22 protein-coding genes are annotated in these 16,153 nt (G+C 66.3%); 7 read left to right on the top strand and 15 right to left on the bottom strand.

All coding sequences use genetic code 11. The annotated features are described in order from the left end of the window. Positions 1 to 40: 40 nt before the first annotated feature. Positions 41 to 472 carry a DUF1801 domain-containing protein gene (locus tag DJ018_RS00580; protein ID WP_111512866.1) on the top strand — a complete coding sequence of 144 codons (432 nt, stop codon included), beginning with the start codon at positions 41 to 43 and terminating at the stop codon, positions 470 to 472. 31 nt (positions 473 to 503) lie between these two features. On the opposite strand, the gene bla is transcribed toward DJ018_RS00580, so the two are convergent. Continuing rightward, positions 504 to 1,562, bottom strand: coding sequence for a class A beta-lactamase (gene bla, locus DJ018_RS00575; protein ID WP_111512865.1), 1,059 nt, complete (start codon positions 1,560 to 1,562; stop codon positions 504 to 506). On the opposite strand from bla, the gene DJ018_RS00570 reads away from it, so the two are divergent. The 4 genes from DJ018_RS00570 to DJ018_RS00555 all read left to right on the top strand — a co-directional run bounded on the left by DJ018_RS00570 (position 1,561) and on the right by DJ018_RS00555 (position 4,128). Further along, positions 1,561 to 2,358: an RNA methyltransferase gene (locus DJ018_RS00570; RefSeq protein WP_111512864.1), complete on the top strand. Its 798-nt coding sequence runs from the start codon at positions 1,561 to 1,563 to the stop codon at positions 2,356 to 2,358. The two genes, bla and DJ018_RS00570, sit on opposite strands and share 2 nt — an antisense overlap. A 69-nt stretch (positions 2,359 to 2,427) precedes the next feature. Then, complete coding sequence (locus tag DJ018_RS00565; protein ID WP_111512863.1) at positions 2,428 to 2,901, top strand: nuclear transport factor 2 family protein; 474 nt, start codon at positions 2,428 to 2,430, stop codon at positions 2,899 to 2,901. Positions 2,902 to 3,053: 152 nt separating this feature from the next. Further along, positions 3,054 to 3,671, top strand: a complete 618-nt coding sequence (gene rpsD, locus DJ018_RS00560) for a 30S ribosomal protein S4 (RefSeq protein WP_111512862.1) — start codon at positions 3,054 to 3,056, stop codon at positions 3,669 to 3,671. Between the two features lie 85 nt (positions 3,672 to 3,756). Next, a complete protein-coding gene (locus DJ018_RS00555) occupies positions 3,757 to 4,128 on the top strand; it encodes a hypothetical protein (protein ID WP_111512861.1) in 372 nt (123 codons plus the stop codon). On the opposite strand, the gene DJ018_RS00550 is transcribed toward DJ018_RS00555, so the two are convergent. Both DJ018_RS00550 and grxD read right to left on the bottom strand, forming a co-directional pair. Continuing rightward, positions 4,125 to 4,544 carry an acyl-CoA thioesterase gene (locus DJ018_RS00550; RefSeq protein WP_111512860.1) on the bottom strand — a complete coding sequence of 140 codons (420 nt, stop codon included), beginning with the start codon at positions 4,542 to 4,544 and terminating at the stop codon, positions 4,125 to 4,127. The two genes, DJ018_RS00555 and DJ018_RS00550, sit on opposite strands and share 4 nt — an antisense overlap. Beyond that, positions 4,541 to 4,885 carry a Grx4 family monothiol glutaredoxin gene (gene grxD, locus DJ018_RS00545; protein WP_111512859.1) on the bottom strand — a complete coding sequence of 115 codons (345 nt, stop codon included), beginning with the start codon at positions 4,883 to 4,885 and terminating at the stop codon, positions 4,541 to 4,543. The genes DJ018_RS00550 and grxD overlap by 4 nt, the downstream gene beginning before the upstream one ends. A gap of 180 nt (positions 4,886 to 5,065) precedes the next feature. On the opposite strand from grxD, the gene DJ018_RS00540 reads away from it, so the two are divergent. Further along, positions 5,066 to 5,428, top strand: coding sequence for a hypothetical protein (locus DJ018_RS00540; protein WP_111512858.1), 363 nt, complete (start codon positions 5,066 to 5,068; stop codon positions 5,426 to 5,428). Positions 5,429 to 5,431: 3 nt separating this feature from the next. Here DJ018_RS00540 and DJ018_RS00535 read toward each other — a convergent pair whose 3' ends face one another. The 12 genes from DJ018_RS00535 to purC form a co-directional block, all read right to left on the bottom strand. Continuing rightward, a complete protein-coding gene (locus tag DJ018_RS00535) occupies positions 5,432 to 5,665 on the bottom strand; it encodes a BolA family protein (protein ID WP_111512857.1) in 234 nt (77 codons plus the stop codon). Positions 5,666 to 5,723: 58 nt separating this feature from the next. Continuing rightward, positions 5,724 to 6,125, bottom strand: coding sequence for a VOC family protein (locus DJ018_RS00530; RefSeq protein WP_111512856.1), 402 nt, complete (start codon positions 6,123 to 6,125; stop codon positions 5,724 to 5,726). Positions 6,126 to 6,134: 9 nt separating this feature from the next. Beyond that, the gene (locus DJ018_RS00525; RefSeq protein WP_111512855.1) at positions 6,135 to 7,367 is read right to left on the bottom strand and encodes a serine hydrolase domain-containing protein; all 1,233 of its coding nucleotides are present in this window, start codon (positions 7,365 to 7,367) and stop codon (positions 6,135 to 6,137) included. Positions 7,368 to 7,429: 62 nt separating this feature from the next. Beyond that, the gene (locus tag DJ018_RS00520; protein WP_111512854.1) at positions 7,430 to 8,266 is read right to left on the bottom strand and encodes a DUF3313 domain-containing protein; all 837 of its coding nucleotides are present in this window, start codon (positions 8,264 to 8,266) and stop codon (positions 7,430 to 7,432) included. 77 nt (positions 8,267 to 8,343) lie between these two features. Then, positions 8,344 to 10,551, bottom strand: a complete 2,208-nt coding sequence (purL, locus tag DJ018_RS00515; RefSeq protein WP_111512853.1) for a phosphoribosylformylglycinamidine synthase subunit PurL — start codon at positions 10,549 to 10,551, stop codon at positions 8,344 to 8,346. A 71-nt stretch (positions 10,552 to 10,622) separates the two neighbouring features. Next, the gene (locus DJ018_RS00510) at positions 10,623 to 11,045 is read right to left on the bottom strand and encodes a VOC family protein (RefSeq protein ID WP_111512852.1); all 423 of its coding nucleotides are present in this window, start codon (positions 11,043 to 11,045) and stop codon (positions 10,623 to 10,625) included. Between the two features lie 65 nt (positions 11,046 to 11,110). Then, the gene (locus DJ018_RS00505) at positions 11,111 to 11,299 is read right to left on the bottom strand and encodes a hypothetical protein (RefSeq protein ID WP_111512851.1); all 189 of its coding nucleotides are present in this window, start codon (positions 11,297 to 11,299) and stop codon (positions 11,111 to 11,113) included. 123 nt (positions 11,300 to 11,422) lie between these two features. Next, positions 11,423 to 13,351 carry a CocE/NonD family hydrolase gene (locus DJ018_RS00500; protein WP_111512850.1) on the bottom strand — a complete coding sequence of 643 codons (1,929 nt, stop codon included), beginning with the start codon at positions 13,349 to 13,351 and terminating at the stop codon, positions 11,423 to 11,425. A gap of 62 nt (positions 13,352 to 13,413) precedes the next feature. Next, the gene (gene purQ / locus DJ018_RS00495) at positions 13,414 to 14,076 is read right to left on the bottom strand and encodes a phosphoribosylformylglycinamidine synthase subunit PurQ (protein ID WP_111512849.1); all 663 of its coding nucleotides are present in this window, start codon (positions 14,074 to 14,076) and stop codon (positions 13,414 to 13,416) included. Positions 14,077 to 14,146: 70 nt separating this feature from the next. Beyond that, on the bottom strand, positions 14,147 to 14,512 hold the full coding sequence (locus tag DJ018_RS00490; RefSeq protein ID WP_111512848.1) for a hypothetical protein: 366 nt from the start codon (positions 14,510 to 14,512) through the stop codon (positions 14,147 to 14,149). Continuing rightward, complete coding sequence (gene purS / locus DJ018_RS00485; protein WP_111512847.1) at positions 14,509 to 14,748, bottom strand: phosphoribosylformylglycinamidine synthase subunit PurS; 240 nt, start codon at positions 14,746 to 14,748, stop codon at positions 14,509 to 14,511. Before purS ends, DJ018_RS00490 begins: the two co-directional genes overlap by 4 nt. Beyond that, the gene (gene purC, locus DJ018_RS00480; RefSeq protein ID WP_111512846.1) at positions 14,748 to 15,503 is read right to left on the bottom strand and encodes a phosphoribosylaminoimidazolesuccinocarboxamide synthase; all 756 of its coding nucleotides are present in this window, start codon (positions 15,501 to 15,503) and stop codon (positions 14,748 to 14,750) included. Before purC ends, purS begins: the two co-directional genes overlap by 1 nt. 229 nt (positions 15,504 to 15,732) lie before the next feature. On the opposite strand from purC, the gene DJ018_RS00475 reads away from it, so the two are divergent. Continuing rightward, positions 15,733 to 16,056 carry a DUF1476 domain-containing protein gene (locus tag DJ018_RS00475; RefSeq protein WP_111512845.1) on the top strand — a complete coding sequence of 108 codons (324 nt, stop codon included), beginning with the start codon at positions 15,733 to 15,735 and terminating at the stop codon, positions 16,054 to 16,056. The last annotated feature ends 97 nt before the right edge of the window (positions 16,057 to 16,153 follow it).

Below are 16,153 nucleotides of genomic sequence, written 5' to 3'. Positions count from 1 at the left end.
CGCCTGCTGTGGTTCGGTTGCACAACGCGTCGGAGGACCCATGGGCGAGACGTCGGAAGCGAACAAGGCCGCGCCGCGACTTCTAACCGGCGGCAACCCGCAAATCCCGAAGGGCGACGGCGAGGAGCCTGTCCAGGCCTACATCGCGGCTATGCCTGGCTGGAAACGCGCTGTTGGGCAGCAATTGGATGCGCTGGTCACAGGCGCGGTCCCGGACCTGCGCAAGGCGGTGAAGTGGAACACGCCGCTCTATGGCGGGGCGGCCGGCGGCTGGTTCCTCGCCTTCAACTGCACCAGCCGCTACGTGAAGGTCGCGTTTCTGAACGGCGCTGAGCTCACACCGCTGCCGCCTGTGGAGTCGAAAGCCCCGAACACCCGTTACCTGCACCTCCACGAACAGGACAGGTTGGACGAGGCGCAGTTCCTTCAGTGGCTGGAGCAGGCGAGCGCCAGGCCTGGCGCTCGGATGTAATCAATCGGGCTGGTCGGGGTTCAGCCGAGTGTCAGCCTGCGGCTCGGACCGCAGCCCGCGCGATCTCGGCGATGATCTGATCAAGCGCGACGCCGTCCAGAGACGTGCCAGAGAGAAACACCGCGATCGCGTAGCTGCGGTTGTTCGGTAGGGTGAAGACGCCCACGTCGTTGGTCGCCGGGTTCACGCCCTGGATGGTTCGTGACGTTCCACTCTTGTGAAACAGGCTGGCGTTGGGCGGGAGGCCGGCGCGCAGGCGCGTAGCGCCGGCCGTGTTCTGCTTGAGCAATGTGAGAAGCAGTTGGGCCGACGCAGGGGAGACCAGCTGGCCGCTATCCAACTTCTGCAGGAAGTTGAGCATACCGCGGGGCGTCGCTGTGTCCTGTGGATCGGCCATGTAGCGAGCGGTGGCCGCCTGCTGCTGGGCAGGTGGAACCGCCGTGATGGCCTGGAGATAGGCCGCCTCGCCACGCCAGGCGGAGCGGAACGGCATCAGGCCTACGCTTTGCGGCTGGAGCTCGCGCGCATAGCGATCCAGTCGCACCTCCTCGATGCGCTCGCTCACCAGCCAGGCCGTGATGGCGCCCGGCCCGCCCACGCGACGCATCAGCAGGTCGGCGGCGGTGTTGTCGCTTTGGCCCACCGCCTCCGCCAACAGCTCGCGCACGGTCCACTGCGTCCGCTGCGGCCAAGCATCCGCCACGGGAGAGAAGGGAGGGGACAGGTCCGTCTCCTGAACTTGCACCACTTCGTCGAGACGCAGGTGTCCCGCTTCCATCTCGGCGAGGACAGCGGCTCCCAAGGGCAGCTTCGCGACGCTCTGCATGGGGAACGGCCGCTCCCCGTTGAGCAGCCACGTCTCCAGGTTCTCCAGGTTCATGAGCCCGACGCCGAGCACGCCAGGCCGGCAGCGATCCGCAATCCGGCCGACCTCCGCTTCCAGAGCATCGAGCTTCATGGGGCGGCTGTCCGACGCCGTCAGCGGCGCGTTGTTCTGGCAGGCCGCGGCGGCGAGGGCCAAGCCGCCGATCAGCAAATTGCGGCGCGGAAGGCTTGCGTCCGCGCCCACTCGCGAACCAAAACGCCCCATGAGCTCAGATCCCGGCATGCCCGAAGCGCGTCCTCCCGTCGTCATCCTGTCCACCCCTCAGCTGGCCGAGAACATCGGCGCCGTGGCCCGGGTGATGGCCAACTTCGGACTTTCGGAACTGCGGCTGGTCAACCCACGCGACGGCTGGCCCCAGGATCGGGCTTGGGCCTCGGCCTCCGGCGCCAACTGGCCGCTGGAAGGGGCCACGGTGTTCGAGCGGGTGGAGGACGCCATTGCGGACCTTCAGCTTGTCTATGCCACTACAGCGCGGCCACGTGAGCTTCAGTTGCCGATCTTGACCCCACGTCAGGCAGCGGGGGAGCTGTCGAGCGCTGCAGGCGAGGGGCTCCGGACAGGCTTGTTGTTCGGCGGCGAGCGTGCAGGGCTTGAGACAGCGGACGTGGCGCTATGTTCGGCGGTCGTGACCATTCCGATCGATCCGAAGTTCCGGTCGCTGAACCTGGCGCAGGCGGTCGCGCTGAACGCCTATGAGTGGCGGATGACCGTGACTGACGCGCCGCCGCCCAACTTCCGCGAGGGGGCGCCTCCTGCCGACGGCGCCGCGATGTTGGGGCTGTTCGGGCATTTGGAGCGCGAACTGGAGGAAAGCGGCTTCTTCCATCCGCCGGAGAAGACGCCCAACATGGTGCAGAACCTTCGGGCCATGCTGTCGCGGGCGCGGTTCACCGACCAGGAAGTCCGCACTCTGCGCGGGGTCATCACCGCCCTGTCGCGCGGTCGGGGCAAGGTTCTGGAGAAGATCGCCGGTCGCAAGACGGGCGAGGACGAGGGTTAGACTCTTGTCCGGGCTTGAGCGTTGAAGAGATAAGAAGCCGCTGGTTTCGCGGCGACAGGGAGAGTTTCGATGGGCGCCACCACCCGTATGCTTGCCGCCGGCGCGGCCCTGCTGCTGATCCTCGGCCTTGGCCCGTCGGCCAACGCCCCGCCGCAGAAGGACGCCGAGCGCGGGGTGCGGCGGGCGCTGATCCGGCTGAACCAGCTGCTCGGCAGCCGCGACATGGCGCTGCTGGACGAGTTCGTGGACGCCGACGACGCGATGCTGATCGGCACAGAGGCTGGGGAGGTGGCCCGCGGCCGCTCGGCCATTGAGACCTACCTGCAAAACATCTTCGCGCGACCGGAGAGCTTCGCCTTCTCTTGGCGTGAGGTGCAGGTTTCGGTGCGTGGGACGACGGCCTGGCTGTTCGCTGAAGGCACGCGCGTCTTCAGGGGCGAGACCGGAGACGTGAAGGAGCCGTACCGCCTCACCGGGGTATTGGAACTCCACAACGGCAGGTGGGCTTGGCGCCAGTTCCACGGCTCCCAGCCGGTGGCTTGACTCCAGGGCTCCGCGTCGGCATACACCGCGCCTTCTCGCCGACGGGCATGCTCGTGCGGTGCAGAGACCTATGACGGGTGATGCGAAGGCCGCCGTTGCGATTGCGCTGCCACTCTCGGAAGCGCCGGCTCGCGTCGTGTAAGTGAGACACCATGTCCAAGCGCCATAGCGCCAAGTACAAGCTCGACCGCCGTATGGGCGAGAACATCTGGGGCCGCCCGAAGTCCCCGATCAACTCGCGCGCCTACGGCCCCGGCCAGCATGGCCAACGCCGCAAGTCCAAGGTTTCCGACTTCGGCCTGCAGCTCCGCGCCAAGCAGAAGCTGAAGGGCTACTACGGCAACCTGACTGAGAAGCAGTTCAGCAAGATCTACGAAGAGGCTGCGCGCCGTAAGGGCAACACCTCCGAGAACCTGATCGCCCTGCTCGAATCCCGCCTGGACGCCATCGTCTATCGCGCCAAGTTCGTGCCGACCCCGTTCGCCGCCCGCCAGTTCGTCAACCACGGCCATGTGCTGGTGAATGGCAAGCGCGTGAACATCCCGTCCTACCGCGTGAAGGCGGGCGACGTGGTGACCGTGCGCGAGCGTTCGCGCAACATGGCGCTGGTGCTGGAAGCGCTGAGCTCGGCCGAACGTGACACCCCGGACTACATCACCGTGGACGCGAAGGGCATGAGCGCCACCTTCGTCCGCGCGCCGGAACTGGCCGAAGTGCCGTACCCGGTAAAGATGGAGCCGAACCTGGTTGTCGAATTCTACGCGTCCTAATCGACGCCGAATTCAGACCTTTGCGAAGGCCCCGGAGCGATCCGGGGCCTTTTGCTTTGATCACGGCTGTGGCGGAGTGAAAGCGATGAACCGCAGGATCTTCCTGATCGCCGCGGCGGCCGCCCTGTCGGGGTGCGCGACGACGCCGCCGACTATTCTGCCGCCTCCGGGCGCGCCTCTGGCTGAGCTGGAGCCGCTCTACGCTGTCGCCGCCAGCCGCGATGGGCTGACCATCACCGTGTCTTCCAACGGCTGCACCAGGAAGGACGACTTCGCCTTCTACCTGGACCGACGGGCGACGGGGCCGACCCTGTCGTTCGGCCGCAAGCGCCTAGATCCCTGCCGCGCGTTCGCCGCAGCCAAGGCGGATCTCATGTTCAACTGGGACGAGCTCGGTCTCGAGCGGGGTCGGCCGGTGTTCCTGATGAATCCGGTGACAGCCTGGGCCGGGCCTTAAGCGAAGGTCCGCAGCATCTCTTCCGGCACCCGCTTGGGCCGGCGGGTGGCGATGTCGATCAGGCACCAGGTGGTGACCGCCTGCGCGCACATAGCGCCATCAGGACCGTCGATGCGGACATAGCGGTCGAAACGCGGGCCGTCCGTCTGGTCGGCCACCCAGGTTCGCGCGTGCGCCGTCTCACCGAGGACCAGCGGTCGGCGGTAGTCGACCTCGTGGCGCAGCACGATCCAAGCCCAGGCGGCTTGCTGGTCGGCGGGCGCCAAGGCCCGCCAGTGCGCGGTGGCGATCTGTTGCGCCCAATCGAGATAGACCACGTTGTTGACGTGGCCGTTCTCGTCGATGTGCGAGGCTTCGGGCTCGAACGCCTGCTGGAAGACCTGTCGGCCCTCGGGCGGTTCGAGCAGCCGGCTCACGCTTGCAGGACGCCTTGCTGCTCCAGGAAGGTCTTGAGCTCGCCCGTTTGGAACATCTCGCGAACGATGTCGGCGCCGCCGACGAATTCGCCCTTCACGTACAGCTGCGGGATGGTCGGCCAGTCGGTGTAGGTCTTGATGCCTTCGCGCAGCGGCTCGCTTTGCAGCACGTCCACACCCACGAAGTCGGCGCCGAGATGGTCGAGGATCTGAACCACCACGCCGGAGAAGCCGCAGCGCGGCTGCTCAGGTTCACCCTTCATGAACAGAACGACCGGGTGTTCTTGCACCGTCTTGGCGATGAAGTCGTGGACGGGATTGGCGGTCGCGGTGTCGGTCATCTGGGGCGCCCTTCCGGCGGAAAACTGTTGGGCCACAGCTAGGTAGAGAGCTCGCCGGGGTCAAGGCGGCCGGTGACCGCGCTGTCGAACATAACCGTTGCCGAGAACGGCGTTCTAGCTTGGCGTGCGTCTTGCAAGCTGAACGGGCGGCCTCAGAAGGCCGCTAGCCGGGAGCTGGTCATGGCCGTTGGGAGCGTGGGCGCTGCGAGCTACTTCGCGCACGGCGCCGGAAGCGGGAAGCCGTCTCAGAAGGCGGAGGCGCCGACACAGACTGCTCCGCCCGCGAAGGAGGGCTTCATCGACCGTCTGCGCGAGTCACGGCTCGGCGACACCCAGGCGAAGCTGCGCCAGGCGATCGCCGAGCAGCTCAGGGAGAAGCTGGAGAAGGGTGAGCTCACTCCCGAAGAGGAGGAGAAGCTGCGGAAGGCTATCGCTGGCGAAGTGGCCCGACAGTTCCGCAGCGTGCTGGACGACGAAGTGCGGGCGCAGGGCGTCGCAGAGGGCCAGACCCCGCCGCCCATGCTGTTCGACGTAAAGGTCTGAGCCCTAAGAAGGCGTCGCGGTCTCCAGCGCAAGGGCATGCAGTTCGCCGCCCATCTTGCCTTTCAGGGCGGCGTAGACGAGCTGGTGCTGCTTGACGCGCGGCAGGCCTGCAAAGGCGGTGGACACGATCCGCGCGCGGTAGTGATCGCCGTCGCCCGCCAGGTCGTCGACGCGGATCTCGGCGTCAGGGAAAGCTTCGCGAAGTTCGGCTTCGAGGACTTCGAGGGGCATCGGCATGGGGCAACTCCTAAGACGCCCGCAGCCATAGGCGCACGGCCCCAGAGGCTGCAAGGGGTCAGGCCGGGCGAGCGATCTCGTCGTAGCCTCGGCCCTTGAACTCTACGAGGCAGAACCCGTGTCCAAAGGGATCTGCCAAGGTGACGATCCGACCCCAAACGGAGTCCCTGATCTCGGTTTCAGCCTCCGCACCGGCCGTCAACGCCCGCGCCAGAGCGCTCTCGAGGTCTTCGACCACAACGTCCAGGTGGATCGGCGACCAGTGCCGCTCATACCGGCGCCGGTCGTAGCCTGCTCCCACGGTGTGCGGCTCCGCTTCGAGCAGATAGATCTTCACCGGCAGACCAGAGAGTTCGACCACGCGGCCGAAACGGCGGCTCGGTCGAAGGCCGAAGGCGGCGACATAGAAGCCTTCAGCTGCTTCCAGATCGGGCACGTCGATGTTGACCAGAAGGTCCACGGACGCCCCTCAATCGACGATCGAAGCGTAGACGATGCTCTTCAGCTGGCCGCGGACATTGAACACCCAGGAGGGCATCAGCTGGGTCATGAAGATGACCACCAGCTCCTCCCGCGGATCCACCCAGAAGATGGTCGAGGCCGCGCCGCCCCAATAGTAGTCGCTTTGGCTCAGGGTCGCTGTGGCGGTTTGATCGACGGTCATGGCGAAGCCCAGACCGAAGCCGACCCCTTCATAGGCGGTCTCAGAGAAGCCTCCGACGGCTGTGCTCGCCAGGTCCCTGCCGCCGGGAAGGAAGTTGAGCCGCATCAGCTCGAGCGTCCGCGGGCCGATGATCCGCCGCCCGTCCAACTCGCCGCCACGCCGGAGCATTTCGCAGAAGCGCAGGTAGTCAGCGCTTGTCCCAACAAGGCCGCCGCCGCCGGACTTGAATGCCGGCTCCGTCAGAAACGGACTGTTCTGCGGATCATCGATCAGCTTCAAGGTCTTGTCCGGCAGTCGCTGGTAGTTGGCGGCCAGGCGGGAGGCCTTGTCGGCAGGCACATGGAAGCCGGTATCCACCATGCCGAGTGGGTCGAAGATGACCTCCTGAAGGTACTGCGCCAGCGGTTTGCCTGAGATCACCTCGACGAGGGCGCCGCAAACGTCGGTTGCGATGGAGTACATCCACGACGTACCCGGCTGGTAGCGCAGGGGAATGCGTCCAAGCTTGTCGAGGAACTCGGCCGCGCTGTCCGTTCCGCCGCGGGTCTTGATGCCCAGCGCCAGATAGGCGTTGTCCACGGGATGCTGAACGCCGACGCCTGGGAGGCCGCCGCCATAGGTCAGGCCGGCCTGGTGGCTCAGGAGATCGCGGAAGGTGACCGGGCGCGCCGGCCGCTCCGTGACCATCTCCTCGCCCTCGCCGGATACCCAGACGCGCTGATTGCGCCAGGAGGGTACGAAGCGGCTGACCGGGTCGTTCAGCTGGAAGAAGCCCTGCTCGAACAGCGTCATCAACGCGACGGACGTGATCGGCTTCGTCATCGAGTAGATGCGCCAGATCGTGTCGTCGGCGACGGGCCGGCCACGCTCCCGATCCATCAGTCCGAAGCTGCGGGAGTAGGCCAGATGGCCATGCCGCGCGACGGTCACCTGACAGCCGGCGATCTTGCCAGGCCCGACGTAGCTGCGCTCCAGATGCGCGCCGATCCGCTCGAGACGTTCGGGATCAAGGCCCGTCCATTGGGTATGGGCGTCCATGGCGCGCCTCCGTCAAACAACCGTTGGGCGGCATGTTGCCGGGCGAGGCGCCCGGCGCAAGCCTAGTTCGGCGCGGGAGCGGACGAGGCCGCCGGGGGCGCGGCCTCGGGTTCGAGACCCTCTTCGTCCTCGTCGCGGGCGCCGCTCAGCTCCGGCATGTACAGGCCGGTCGCGAACTTGGCGGCGAACCCCTCTGGACGGAAGCGCGGCCCGAAGCGGGCGCAGGGATCAGCATTCGCTTCGATCTTCCGCCGCGGCGCACCGGGCGGAGCGAAGGCGCGCGCCGCAGCGCCTGCGAAAGCGCCGGTGTACTGCAAGGCGTCGCCGATCCGAGAAAGGGAAGGGGTGTCGGTGCCGACGGGATTGGCTTGCCGGCTCCAGGTCACGGCGGCAAGCTGGCGGCCGGAAGCGGCGTCCACCATCTCGGCCTCTGCGCCAAGCGCGCCCAGTCCGACCGGAGTCCGCACGCCGATCGGTCCGGGAATGAAGAAGCCGGCGGCCGCCGAAAGCGCCGAGCCTGCGCGTCCAGTCGGCCGGACCAGCGTCACCGCCGCACGAACCTTGGCGTCCGCGGAGCTGGGCTCGGCGGCCACCTCGAAGCGCCGCGAGAGTGCGAAGCACATCCGCGCGTCCATCTGGTTCAGCAGCAGGTCGCGCTCTTCAGCCGTCATCCAGCCAAGGTCTGCGCCCGGTGCGATCACCGAGGGCTCCAAGGCGACGCGTCGGACCGCCTGAACCGCGGCGTCTTCCCGCTTCTCCGAAACCTTCGCCCTCACCACATCGGTGCGCGGCTTCAGACCGTCATACGTCGACAGGTAGCCCGACCGGGTCTGGGGCGCAGTGGCGCATGCCGTGAGCAGCAGCGTGGTCGCGGCGAATAGCAGGGCATGCCGAAGCATTGCGCGGATCCTCTCGGGCGGCGGTCTCCTCGCTATACGCGCAGACGCAACTGAAGGATGCGCTCAAGGCCAAGCTTTTAGGCCGCGTCACCCATCAACGCGGGCATCCAGCCTTCCCAAGCCTGCTCCAGCTGCCCGCACGACACCTCGAACAGGCCAGGCGCTGCGACGCTCTCGCCGCTGATCTGCCCGACCACGGCCGCGGGAACGCTGGCGGCTTCGGCGGCCGCCACCAGGGATTGCGCGTCATCTACCGCGATGAGGTAGCGCGCCTGATCTTCGCCGAAGAGGAAGGCATGGGCCGGGACGTCGTCTGCGAGCCGGAGCTGCACGCCGACCTTCGAGGCCAGAGCAAGCTCGATTGCGGCTGCGGCGAGCCCGCCATCGGCCAGGTCGTGGACCACCGTCAGGCGGCCCGCCTCGATCTCTCGGCGCACGAACTCGCCGTTGCGGCGCTCCACGCCCAGATCCACGGGCGGCGGGGCGCCGTCCTCGCGGCCGACGATCTCGCGCAGGTACATCGACGCGCCTAGCTCGCCACGGGTCTCGCCCAGCAGCACCAGGCTTTGACCAACCTTCGCGCCGGAGAAGCGGGCGCGCTTGGCGTAGTCACGCAGCAGGCCGACGCCGCCGACGGTCGGGGTTGGCGGAATGGCTGCGCCATTGGTCTCATTGTAGAGGCTGACGTTGCCGCTCACGACGGGGAAGTCGAGTTCGCGGCAGGCCTCGGCCATGCCGTCGATGGCGCGGACGATCTGCCCCATGATCTCCGGCCGCTCAGGGTTGCCGAAGTTCAGGTTGTCGGTGATGGCGATAGGCTCGGCGCCGACGGCCGTCAGGTTGCGCCAGGCTTCCGCCACCGCCTGCTTGCCGCCTTCATAAGGATCGTTCTGGACGTAGCGGGGAGTGACGTCCGAGGTGACTGCCAGGGCCTTTCGGGTGCCGTGGACACGGATGATGCCGCCATCGGCCCCGGTAGCGCTGTCTTCAAGAGTGTCGGCCATGACGTGGCGGTCGTACTGCTCCCAGATCCAGCGCTTGGAAGCCATGTCCGGCGCGCGCATGAGCTTGAGCAACGCTTCGTTCCAGTCGCTGGGCGCCGGAACATCGGCCGGCGACAGCCGCGGCTGCGGCTGCGGCGCGACCCAAGGACGATCATACAGCGGAGCGTCGTCGAACAGCGGCGCGAGCGGCACGTCGCAGACCACCTCGCCTTTGTGCTTCAGCACCATGCGGCCGGTCTCGGTGGTCCAGCCGATGGTGGCGGCGTCCAGGCCCCACTTCTCGAAGATGCGCTGGCCGTCCGCCTCGCGGCCGGGCTTCAGGATCGCCAGCATGCGCTCCTGGCTTTCCGACAGCATCATTTCGTAGGCGCTCATGCCCTCTTCACGTTGGGGCACGGCGTCCAGGTCGAGCTCAATGCCCACGCCGCCCTTGCCGGCCATCTCGACGGAGGACGAGGTGAGGCCAGCCGCGCCCATGTCCTGGATCGCGGCGACAGCGCCCGAAGCCATCAGTTCCAGGGTGGCCTCGATCAGCAGCTTCTCGGCGAAGGGGTCGCCAACCTGCACGGTCGGGCGCTTCTCTTCCGAAGCGTCGTCGAACTCCTGGCTGGCCATGGTCGCCCCATGGATGCCGTCGCGACCCGTCTTGGAGCCGAAGTAGACCACGGGCAAACCCGGGGCCGGCGCAGCCGAGTAGAAGATCTTGTCGGCGTCGGCCAGGCCCACGCACATGGCGTTGACCAGGATGTTGCCGTCATAGCCGCGGTGGAAGTTGGTTTCGCCTGCGACCGTGGGCACGCCTACGCAGTTACCGTAGCCGCCAATCCCAGACACCACGCCGCTGACCAGGCGCTTCGTCTTCGGGTGGCTCGGATCGCCGAACCTCAGGGCGTTCAGCAGGGCCACCGGGCGCGCGCCCATGGTGAAGACGTCACGCATGATGCCGCCAACGCCCGTCGCCGCGCCCTGGTAAGGCTCGATGTAGGACGGGTGGTTGTGGCTCTCCATCTTGAAGACGCAGGCTTGGCCGTCGTCGATGTCGATGACGCCAGCGTTCTCGCCCGGTCCCTGGATGACTCGCGGCCCCTTGGTGGGGAACTTGCCCAGGTGCTTGCGGCTGGATTTGTACGAGCAGTGCTCGCTCCACATGACCGAGAAGACGCCCAGTTCGACCAGGTTCGGCTCCCGGTCCAGGCGTTTGACGATCAGCTCGTATTCCTCGGGCTTCAGGCCGAACTCGGCGGCCTTCTGGGCCATGGTCTTGGAAGGGGCGGCGCTCATGGCCGCCTTCTAGCGGGACTCTGATGCGCCCGGAACCCCCGCTCCGTCCGCTGCCTCACCGGGTGGGGGGCTCAGAGCCTGAACGTGACATGGCCGTTTTCGTCGATCGGCCAACTCGGGTTCCAGGCGACTTCCCAGGCATGGTTGTCCGGGTCGGCGACGTAGCCTCTGAACCCGCCGTGCGGCGGCGCATCGGGCGCGCGCAGCAGCTCGCCCCCCGCTTGGACCAGGCGCTCCAAAGTCTGTGAGACCAGCTCAGCGCTGGCGACGTTATGGGCCAGGGTCATGGCCGCAGAACCCGTGCCCACGGGGCGCTGCATGTCGGCTTCAAGCGCGGCCTTCAGCCAGGTGCCGAGGATCAGCCCGTTCATCTGGTAGAACAGGATCTCCTCGTTCTCGAAGACAGGCGTCCATCCGAAACCATCGACGTAGAAGCGTCTGGAGCGAACGAGATCCTCTACACCCAAGGTCACGACGGCGATCTGTTGCTGCACAGGGGCGTCCTTCCACATGCCGGCGCCGTGCCGGTGGTGTAGATGGGATCAGCCGGCGAAGAAGCTCAAGCTGACGGACGCATCGCGCCCATGTCGCCGGCCGATGCGGTGTCAGCCGCCGCGCCCGCGCAGCTCAGCCACTGCTCCGAGAGATCGAAGAAGGACTGACGCAGATCGGGCCGCGTGCAGCTCTCTGCGATTTCGGCGGCGGCGAGAGCGCGGAGTACGAACTCGCGAGACGTCAGAGCTTCCATGTGTCCTCCCAGCTTTTGTTGATCACCAAATGCTGGGATGGGATTCCGCGTTCCACGACGACGTGCAGCAGGATCGAAGCCGCCCTGGACCGCGCACGCAGGCATCAGGGCGCTGCCGCAAGACTACTTCGCGCCGACCACCGGCAGTTCGATGGCCGTCGCCTGCGCGCCGGAGTGATAGATGCGCTGGGTGGCCTTGCGATAATCGCCCGCTTTCGCGTCGAAGATGTTCGGCACGAATGTCTGCGGGTTTCGGTCGTAGAGCGGGAACCAGGTGGACTGCACCTGCACCATAATGCGGTGCCCTGGGCGGAACACATGGTTCGTGGTGGGCAGCTCGAACCGGTAGTTCTGCACCTTGCCGGCCGGGATCGGCTTGGGCTGGGCGAAGCTTTCACGGTAGCGACCGCGGAAGATCGTCATCGCGACCGGCAGCTCGTACCCGCCCATGCTCACGTCCGACGGGACTTCGTCCGGGTAGACGTCGATCAGCTTCACCACCCAATCGGAGTCCGTGCCGGTGGTCGAGGCGAACAGGTTCACGAAGGGCGCGCCGGAAACCTGCATCGCCTCGGTGAGGGGCGGCGATACATAGGTCAGAACGTCGGGCCTGCCATCCACGTGCCGCTGATCGGTCGTGAGCCAGTAGCGCCACTGGTCTGGATCCGTGCGGCTGACGGGCCGGGCGACGTAGGGCACGGGATTGGCCGGGTCGGAAACGTACTCGTCGAACGCCGGGCCACCCTTTGGCGCGGTGAAGGAAAGTCCCTTGTCCGCCTGGAGGTACAGCGGCCTCATCATGCCTTCGCAGCCGCTGGCGCAGCCGGTCGGCCACTTCTGCAACCTCTGCCACTGATCAGAACCGGTCTGGTAGATGTAGACCGGCGGCGTTTGGGTGGGCGCACCGTTGGTTTTCAATCGCTGATCCAGGAACGGCTTCAGGATCTGGCGGCGGAAATCCGTCGCGGTGTCGCCGGGCAGCTTGTAGGCGCCTAGCGCACGCTGCTCATAGTTCACCCCGGAGTGACGCCAGGCGCCCAGCACCAGGAAGTTCTTGTCGTTGGCGGCGTCCTTGGTCTCAGTCGCCGCGTAGGCATGAACCGCGCCGTAGATGTCTTCCTGGTCGAACAGCGAGCCCACCCACATGGTCGGCACCTTCAGCGGGTGTTTGGCCAAAGTCTTGTCGAGGGCCTGCTCCTGCCAGAACTCATCATAGGCCGGGTGCTCATGCAGCTTGCGCCAGAAGCCGATCTGGTCGAGCCCCGCCGCCCGGGCGAAATCTCCTGCGGAGCCAGCCCTGCGGAAGTTCTCGTAGTCATCGTAGCCCTCGCGCGGAATGCCGTCGCCCGACCCGCGCACGCTCATCTGCGAGGTGAAGTAGTCGAAGTTCCGCATCCGAAAGGCGCCGTGCTGGAACCAGTCGTCGCCCATCCAGCCGTCGATCATCGGGCTCTGCGGCACGGCCGCCTTGAGCGCCGGGTGGGGATTGATCAGGGCGTTCACGACCGTGAACCCGTCGTAGGACGAGCCAATCATGCCGACGCGGCCGTTGCTTCCGGGCACGTTCTTCACCAGCCATTCGATCGTGTCGTAGGCGTCGGTGGAGTGATCGACGGTGGTCTTGTTCAGCGGCCCGACCAACGGACGCGTGGCGACATAGTCGCCTTCGGAGCCGTACTTGCCGCGGATGTCCTGGTAGACCCGGATGTACCCGTCGCGGAAAAACTCCTCGTCCATCTGCCCGAGGATCGATTCACCGCGGGCGGAGACATTCCGCTCCGCACGCCGCTTGGCGTTGTAGGGCGTGCGGGTCAGCAAGATGGGCGCATCCTTGGCGCCCTTGGGCATGACGACGACGGTGTAGAGCTTCACGCCATCGCGCATCGGCACCATGACGGTGCGCTTGACGTAGTCGTTCGCCGCCGTCGGAGCCTGCCAGTTCGCGGGAATCTCCGGCGCCATGGGATCGGTCTGGCTTGTCGCCGGCGAGGCGGCGAGCCACAGAGCCGCGACGGCGCAGGCCGTGCGCAGGGCGAAAGATTGGACCGTCATGACGCTCCCCCAGAGCCGTTACAATGTAACGACCTTAGCCGGCGGAGCGCCTCGGGCAAGCCTCAGGCGCTGGCGAGCGCGCTCTGGAACAGGATGGCGCCGTCGGCGGAGCCAAGTTCGGCTTCAAATGCCCGATCCGGATGCGGCATGAGGCCCAGCACGTTGCCCTGGCCGTTGACGATGCCGGCGATGCCGCGGGTCGAGCCGTTCGGATTGTCCAGGTAGCGGAAGACCACCTGACCTTCGCCTTCCAGCCGGTCCAGCGTCTCTTCGTCGGCGAAGAAGTTGCCTTCCCCGTTGCCCACGGTCATCGCAACTTGGCGGCGGCCCTGGTAGCCGGCGGTGAAGCGCGTCTGGGCGTTCACGACCTCCAGATCCACCGGCTTGCAGACGTACTTCAGCCGCTCGTTGCGGAGCAGGGCGCCTGGCAGCAGCCCGGCCTCGCACAGGATCTGGAAGCCATTACAGATGCCCACCGTGGCGACGCCCCGCTCAGCGGCGGCCTTCACCTCGGTCATGATGGGCGACAGCGAAGCCATGGCCCCGCAACGCAGGTAGTCGCCATAGGAGAAGCCGCCCGGCAGGACGATCAGATCCACGCCGTCCGGCAGCTGGGTGTCGCCGTGCCAGACCATATCCACGTGCGCGCCGGTGGAGCGCTCGACAGCGACCTTGCAGTCGCGATCGCAGTTGGAGCCGGGGAAAACGACGACGGCGGCTTTCATGAGGCTTTCCGTTGGGAGCAGGGGCTTGAGGTGGTTGGCGACGACGTGACGATCAAGTCAGGACAGCGGTTCACTTGGTCGCACGACTAAGGCCGGTGAGGTAGGCCAGCAGCTCGGCGTAAGCAGTCTTGTCGCGGTAGGCGCAGCCGGTGTTCACCGTGCGGCGCTCGGGCCCGACTTGCTGCATCAAGATCGCCGGGTGGGCGGGAGCGCCCGGCTCGGTGATCATGTACGAGGCCTTGCCTTGGGCCGCCGAATAGAAGCGGTAGGGCTCGGCGCCGTCCAACGGCTTGGGGTCGATGCCCGGTTGGGCGGTGATGGCGGACCTCAGCGCGTCAAACGACTGATTGCAGTCCAGCTGGACCGGCGGTGGAGGCGGCTCTGGGGCGCAGGCGACAAGCGTCGCGGGAAGGGCGAAGAGGGCCAGGGCCCTCACGCCACCTCCACGCGGTAGCTTTCAATCACCGTGTTGGCGAGCAGCTTCTCGCACATCGCCTTCACCTCCGCCTCGGCGGCGGCAGGCTCGGTGGCGGCCAGGTCGAACTCGATGGTGCGCCCGACGCGGACATGCTCGACGCCGCTCCAGCCCAGACCATGCAGCGCCTGCTCGACTGCCTTGCCCTGGACGTCCAGGACGCCCGGCTTGAGGAACACGTGAACTTTCGCGCGCACTAGTGCAGGCCCCCTTGGATGACGGTCGGCATCTCTTTCATGATCCCGAGGCGGCGGGCCACCTCGGTGTAGCTCTCGATCACATTGCCCAAATCACGACGGAAGCGGTCCTTGTCCAGCTTCTCGTTCGTTTGAGCGTCCCAGAGCCGGCAGCTGTCGGGGCTGATCTCGTCCGCCAGGATGATGCGGGCGAACTCGTTCTCCCACACGCGGCCGAACTCGATCTTGAAGTCCACCAGGGTGATGCCGACGGCGCCGAACATGCCGGTCAGGAAGTCGTTCACCCGCAGGGTGAGCGCCATCATGTCGTCGATCTCCTGGGTCGAAGCCCAGTTGAAGGCGGTGATGTGCTCTTCGGCGACCATGGGGTCGTGGAGCTTGTCGTCCTTCAGGTAGAACTCAATGATCGAGCGGGGCAGGGCCTGGCCTTCCGGCAAGCCGAAGCGCGTCGACAGCGAACCGGCGGCGACGTTGCGGCAGACCACCTCCAGCGGGATGATCTCCACTTCGCGGATCAGCTGCTCGCGCAGGTTCAGCCGCTTGATGAAGTGGTTCTGGACGCCGATCGAGTTCAACCGCGTCATGATGTACTCACTGATGCGGTTGTTGATCACGCCCTTGCCCTCGATCACCGCCTTTTTGGTGGCGTCGAATGCAGTCGTGTCGTCCTTGAAGTACTGGATGAGCGTTCCTGGCTCAGGACCCTCGTACAGGATCTTGGCCTTGCCCTCGTAGATCTTCTTGCGGCGGGTCATCGTCGCGCCTTCTCCGTAGCGAGGGCTTACCGGTCGTGAAAACGAAAAAACGCGCGCGGCTGATCCCTCGCGCGCGGGTCCGACTCGGCGTCTCGCTCAATTTCAGGCGGGCGGAAATTAGCGGATGGCAGGCGCGCGCGCAAACGTCGTGGCGCGGTCCGGCTTTCGATTGCGGGGGCCGCGCCAGCGATATATGTCACGCCGGTTCTTGACGCCGACCGGAGACCACATGAGCACCTTTGACGATCGTGAACGGGGTTTCGAGAGAAAGTTCGCGCTCGATCAGGAACAGGAGTTCACGGCTTCGGTGCGCCGTAACCGCGCGCTCGGCCAATGGGCTGCAGGCCTGATGGGCCTCCAAGGCGGGCACGTGGACGAATACGCCCAGGCTGTCGTCAAGTCGGACTTCGAGCTGCCCGGCGATGAAGACGTGCTGCGTAAGGTCTTCGAGGACCTCAAGGGCTCGGGCGTGACCATCACCGAAGGCGAAGTGCGCATGAAGATGGCCGAGTTGCTGGCCCAAGCGCGCGAAGGCGTTCGCAAGGGCGACTGATCACACAGCGATAGTTCTTCAGCGAAAGCTTGCTCGCCTAAGGATAGCGGGCAGCTCGTCTCGCTGCGACCCTAGGTCACTTGCTGAAGCTTGTGAC

Origin of the sequence: Phenylobacterium deserti (assembly GCF_003254705.1) — a bacterium.
Lineage (GTDB): Bacteria > Pseudomonadota > Alphaproteobacteria > Caulobacterales > Caulobacteraceae > Phenylobacterium > Phenylobacterium deserti.
The sequence above is the reverse complement of the archived record's forward strand: the minus strand, read 5'-3'. Positions and strand labels throughout refer to the sequence as shown.

Excerpts from the sequence above, each read along its gene's own strand:
- DJ018_RS00535 (WP_111512857.1), bottom strand. The coding sequence starts at position 5,665 with ATGCCGATGCCCCTCGAAGTCCTCGAAGCCGAACTTCGCGAAGCTTTC.
- DJ018_RS00475 (WP_111512845.1), top strand. The coding sequence starts at position 15,733 with ATGAGCACCTTTGACGATCGTGAACGGGGTTTCGAGAGAAAGTTCGCG.
- purQ (WP_111512849.1), bottom strand. The coding sequence starts at position 14,076 with ATGAAAGCCGCCGTCGTCGTTTTCCCCGGCTCCAACTGCGATCGCGAC.
- DJ018_RS00565 (WP_111512863.1), top strand. The coding sequence starts at position 2,428 with ATGGGCGCCACCACCCGTATGCTTGCCGCCGGCGCGGCCCTGCTGCTG.
- bla (WP_111512865.1), bottom strand. The coding sequence starts at position 1,562 with ATGGGGCGTTTTGGTTCGCGAGTGGGCGCGGACGCAAGCCTTCCGCGC.
- DJ018_RS00500 (WP_111512850.1), bottom strand. The coding sequence starts at position 13,351 with ATGACGGTCCAATCTTTCGCCCTGCGCACGGCCTGCGCCGTCGCGGCT.
- purC (WP_111512846.1), bottom strand. The coding sequence starts at position 15,503 with ATGACCCGCCGCAAGAAGATCTACGAGGGCAAGGCCAAGATCCTGTAC.
- DJ018_RS00555 (WP_111512861.1), top strand. The coding sequence starts at position 3,757 with ATGAACCGCAGGATCTTCCTGATCGCCGCGGCGGCCGCCCTGTCGGGG.
- DJ018_RS00505 (WP_111512851.1), bottom strand. The coding sequence starts at position 11,299 with ATGGAAGCTCTGACGTCTCGCGAGTTCGTACTCCGCGCTCTCGCCGCC.
- DJ018_RS00540 (WP_111512858.1), top strand. The coding sequence starts at position 5,066 with ATGGCCGTTGGGAGCGTGGGCGCTGCGAGCTACTTCGCGCACGGCGCC.
- rpsD (WP_111512862.1), top strand. The coding sequence starts at position 3,054 with ATGTCCAAGCGCCATAGCGCCAAGTACAAGCTCGACCGCCGTATGGGC.
- DJ018_RS00580 (WP_111512866.1), top strand. The coding sequence starts at position 41 with ATGGGCGAGACGTCGGAAGCGAACAAGGCCGCGCCGCGACTTCTAACC.
- DJ018_RS00570 (WP_111512864.1), top strand. The coding sequence starts at position 1,561 with ATGAGCTCAGATCCCGGCATGCCCGAAGCGCGTCCTCCCGTCGTCATC.
- grxD (WP_111512859.1), bottom strand. The coding sequence starts at position 4,885 with ATGACCGACACCGCGACCGCCAATCCCGTCCACGACTTCATCGCCAAG.
- DJ018_RS00520 (WP_111512854.1), bottom strand. The coding sequence starts at position 8,266 with ATGCTTCGGCATGCCCTGCTATTCGCCGCGACCACGCTGCTGCTCACG.
- DJ018_RS00525 (WP_111512855.1), bottom strand. The coding sequence starts at position 7,367 with ATGGACGCCCATACCCAATGGACGGGCCTTGATCCCGAACGTCTCGAG.
- purL (WP_111512853.1), bottom strand. The coding sequence starts at position 10,551 with ATGAGCGCCGCCCCTTCCAAGACCATGGCCCAGAAGGCCGCCGAGTTC.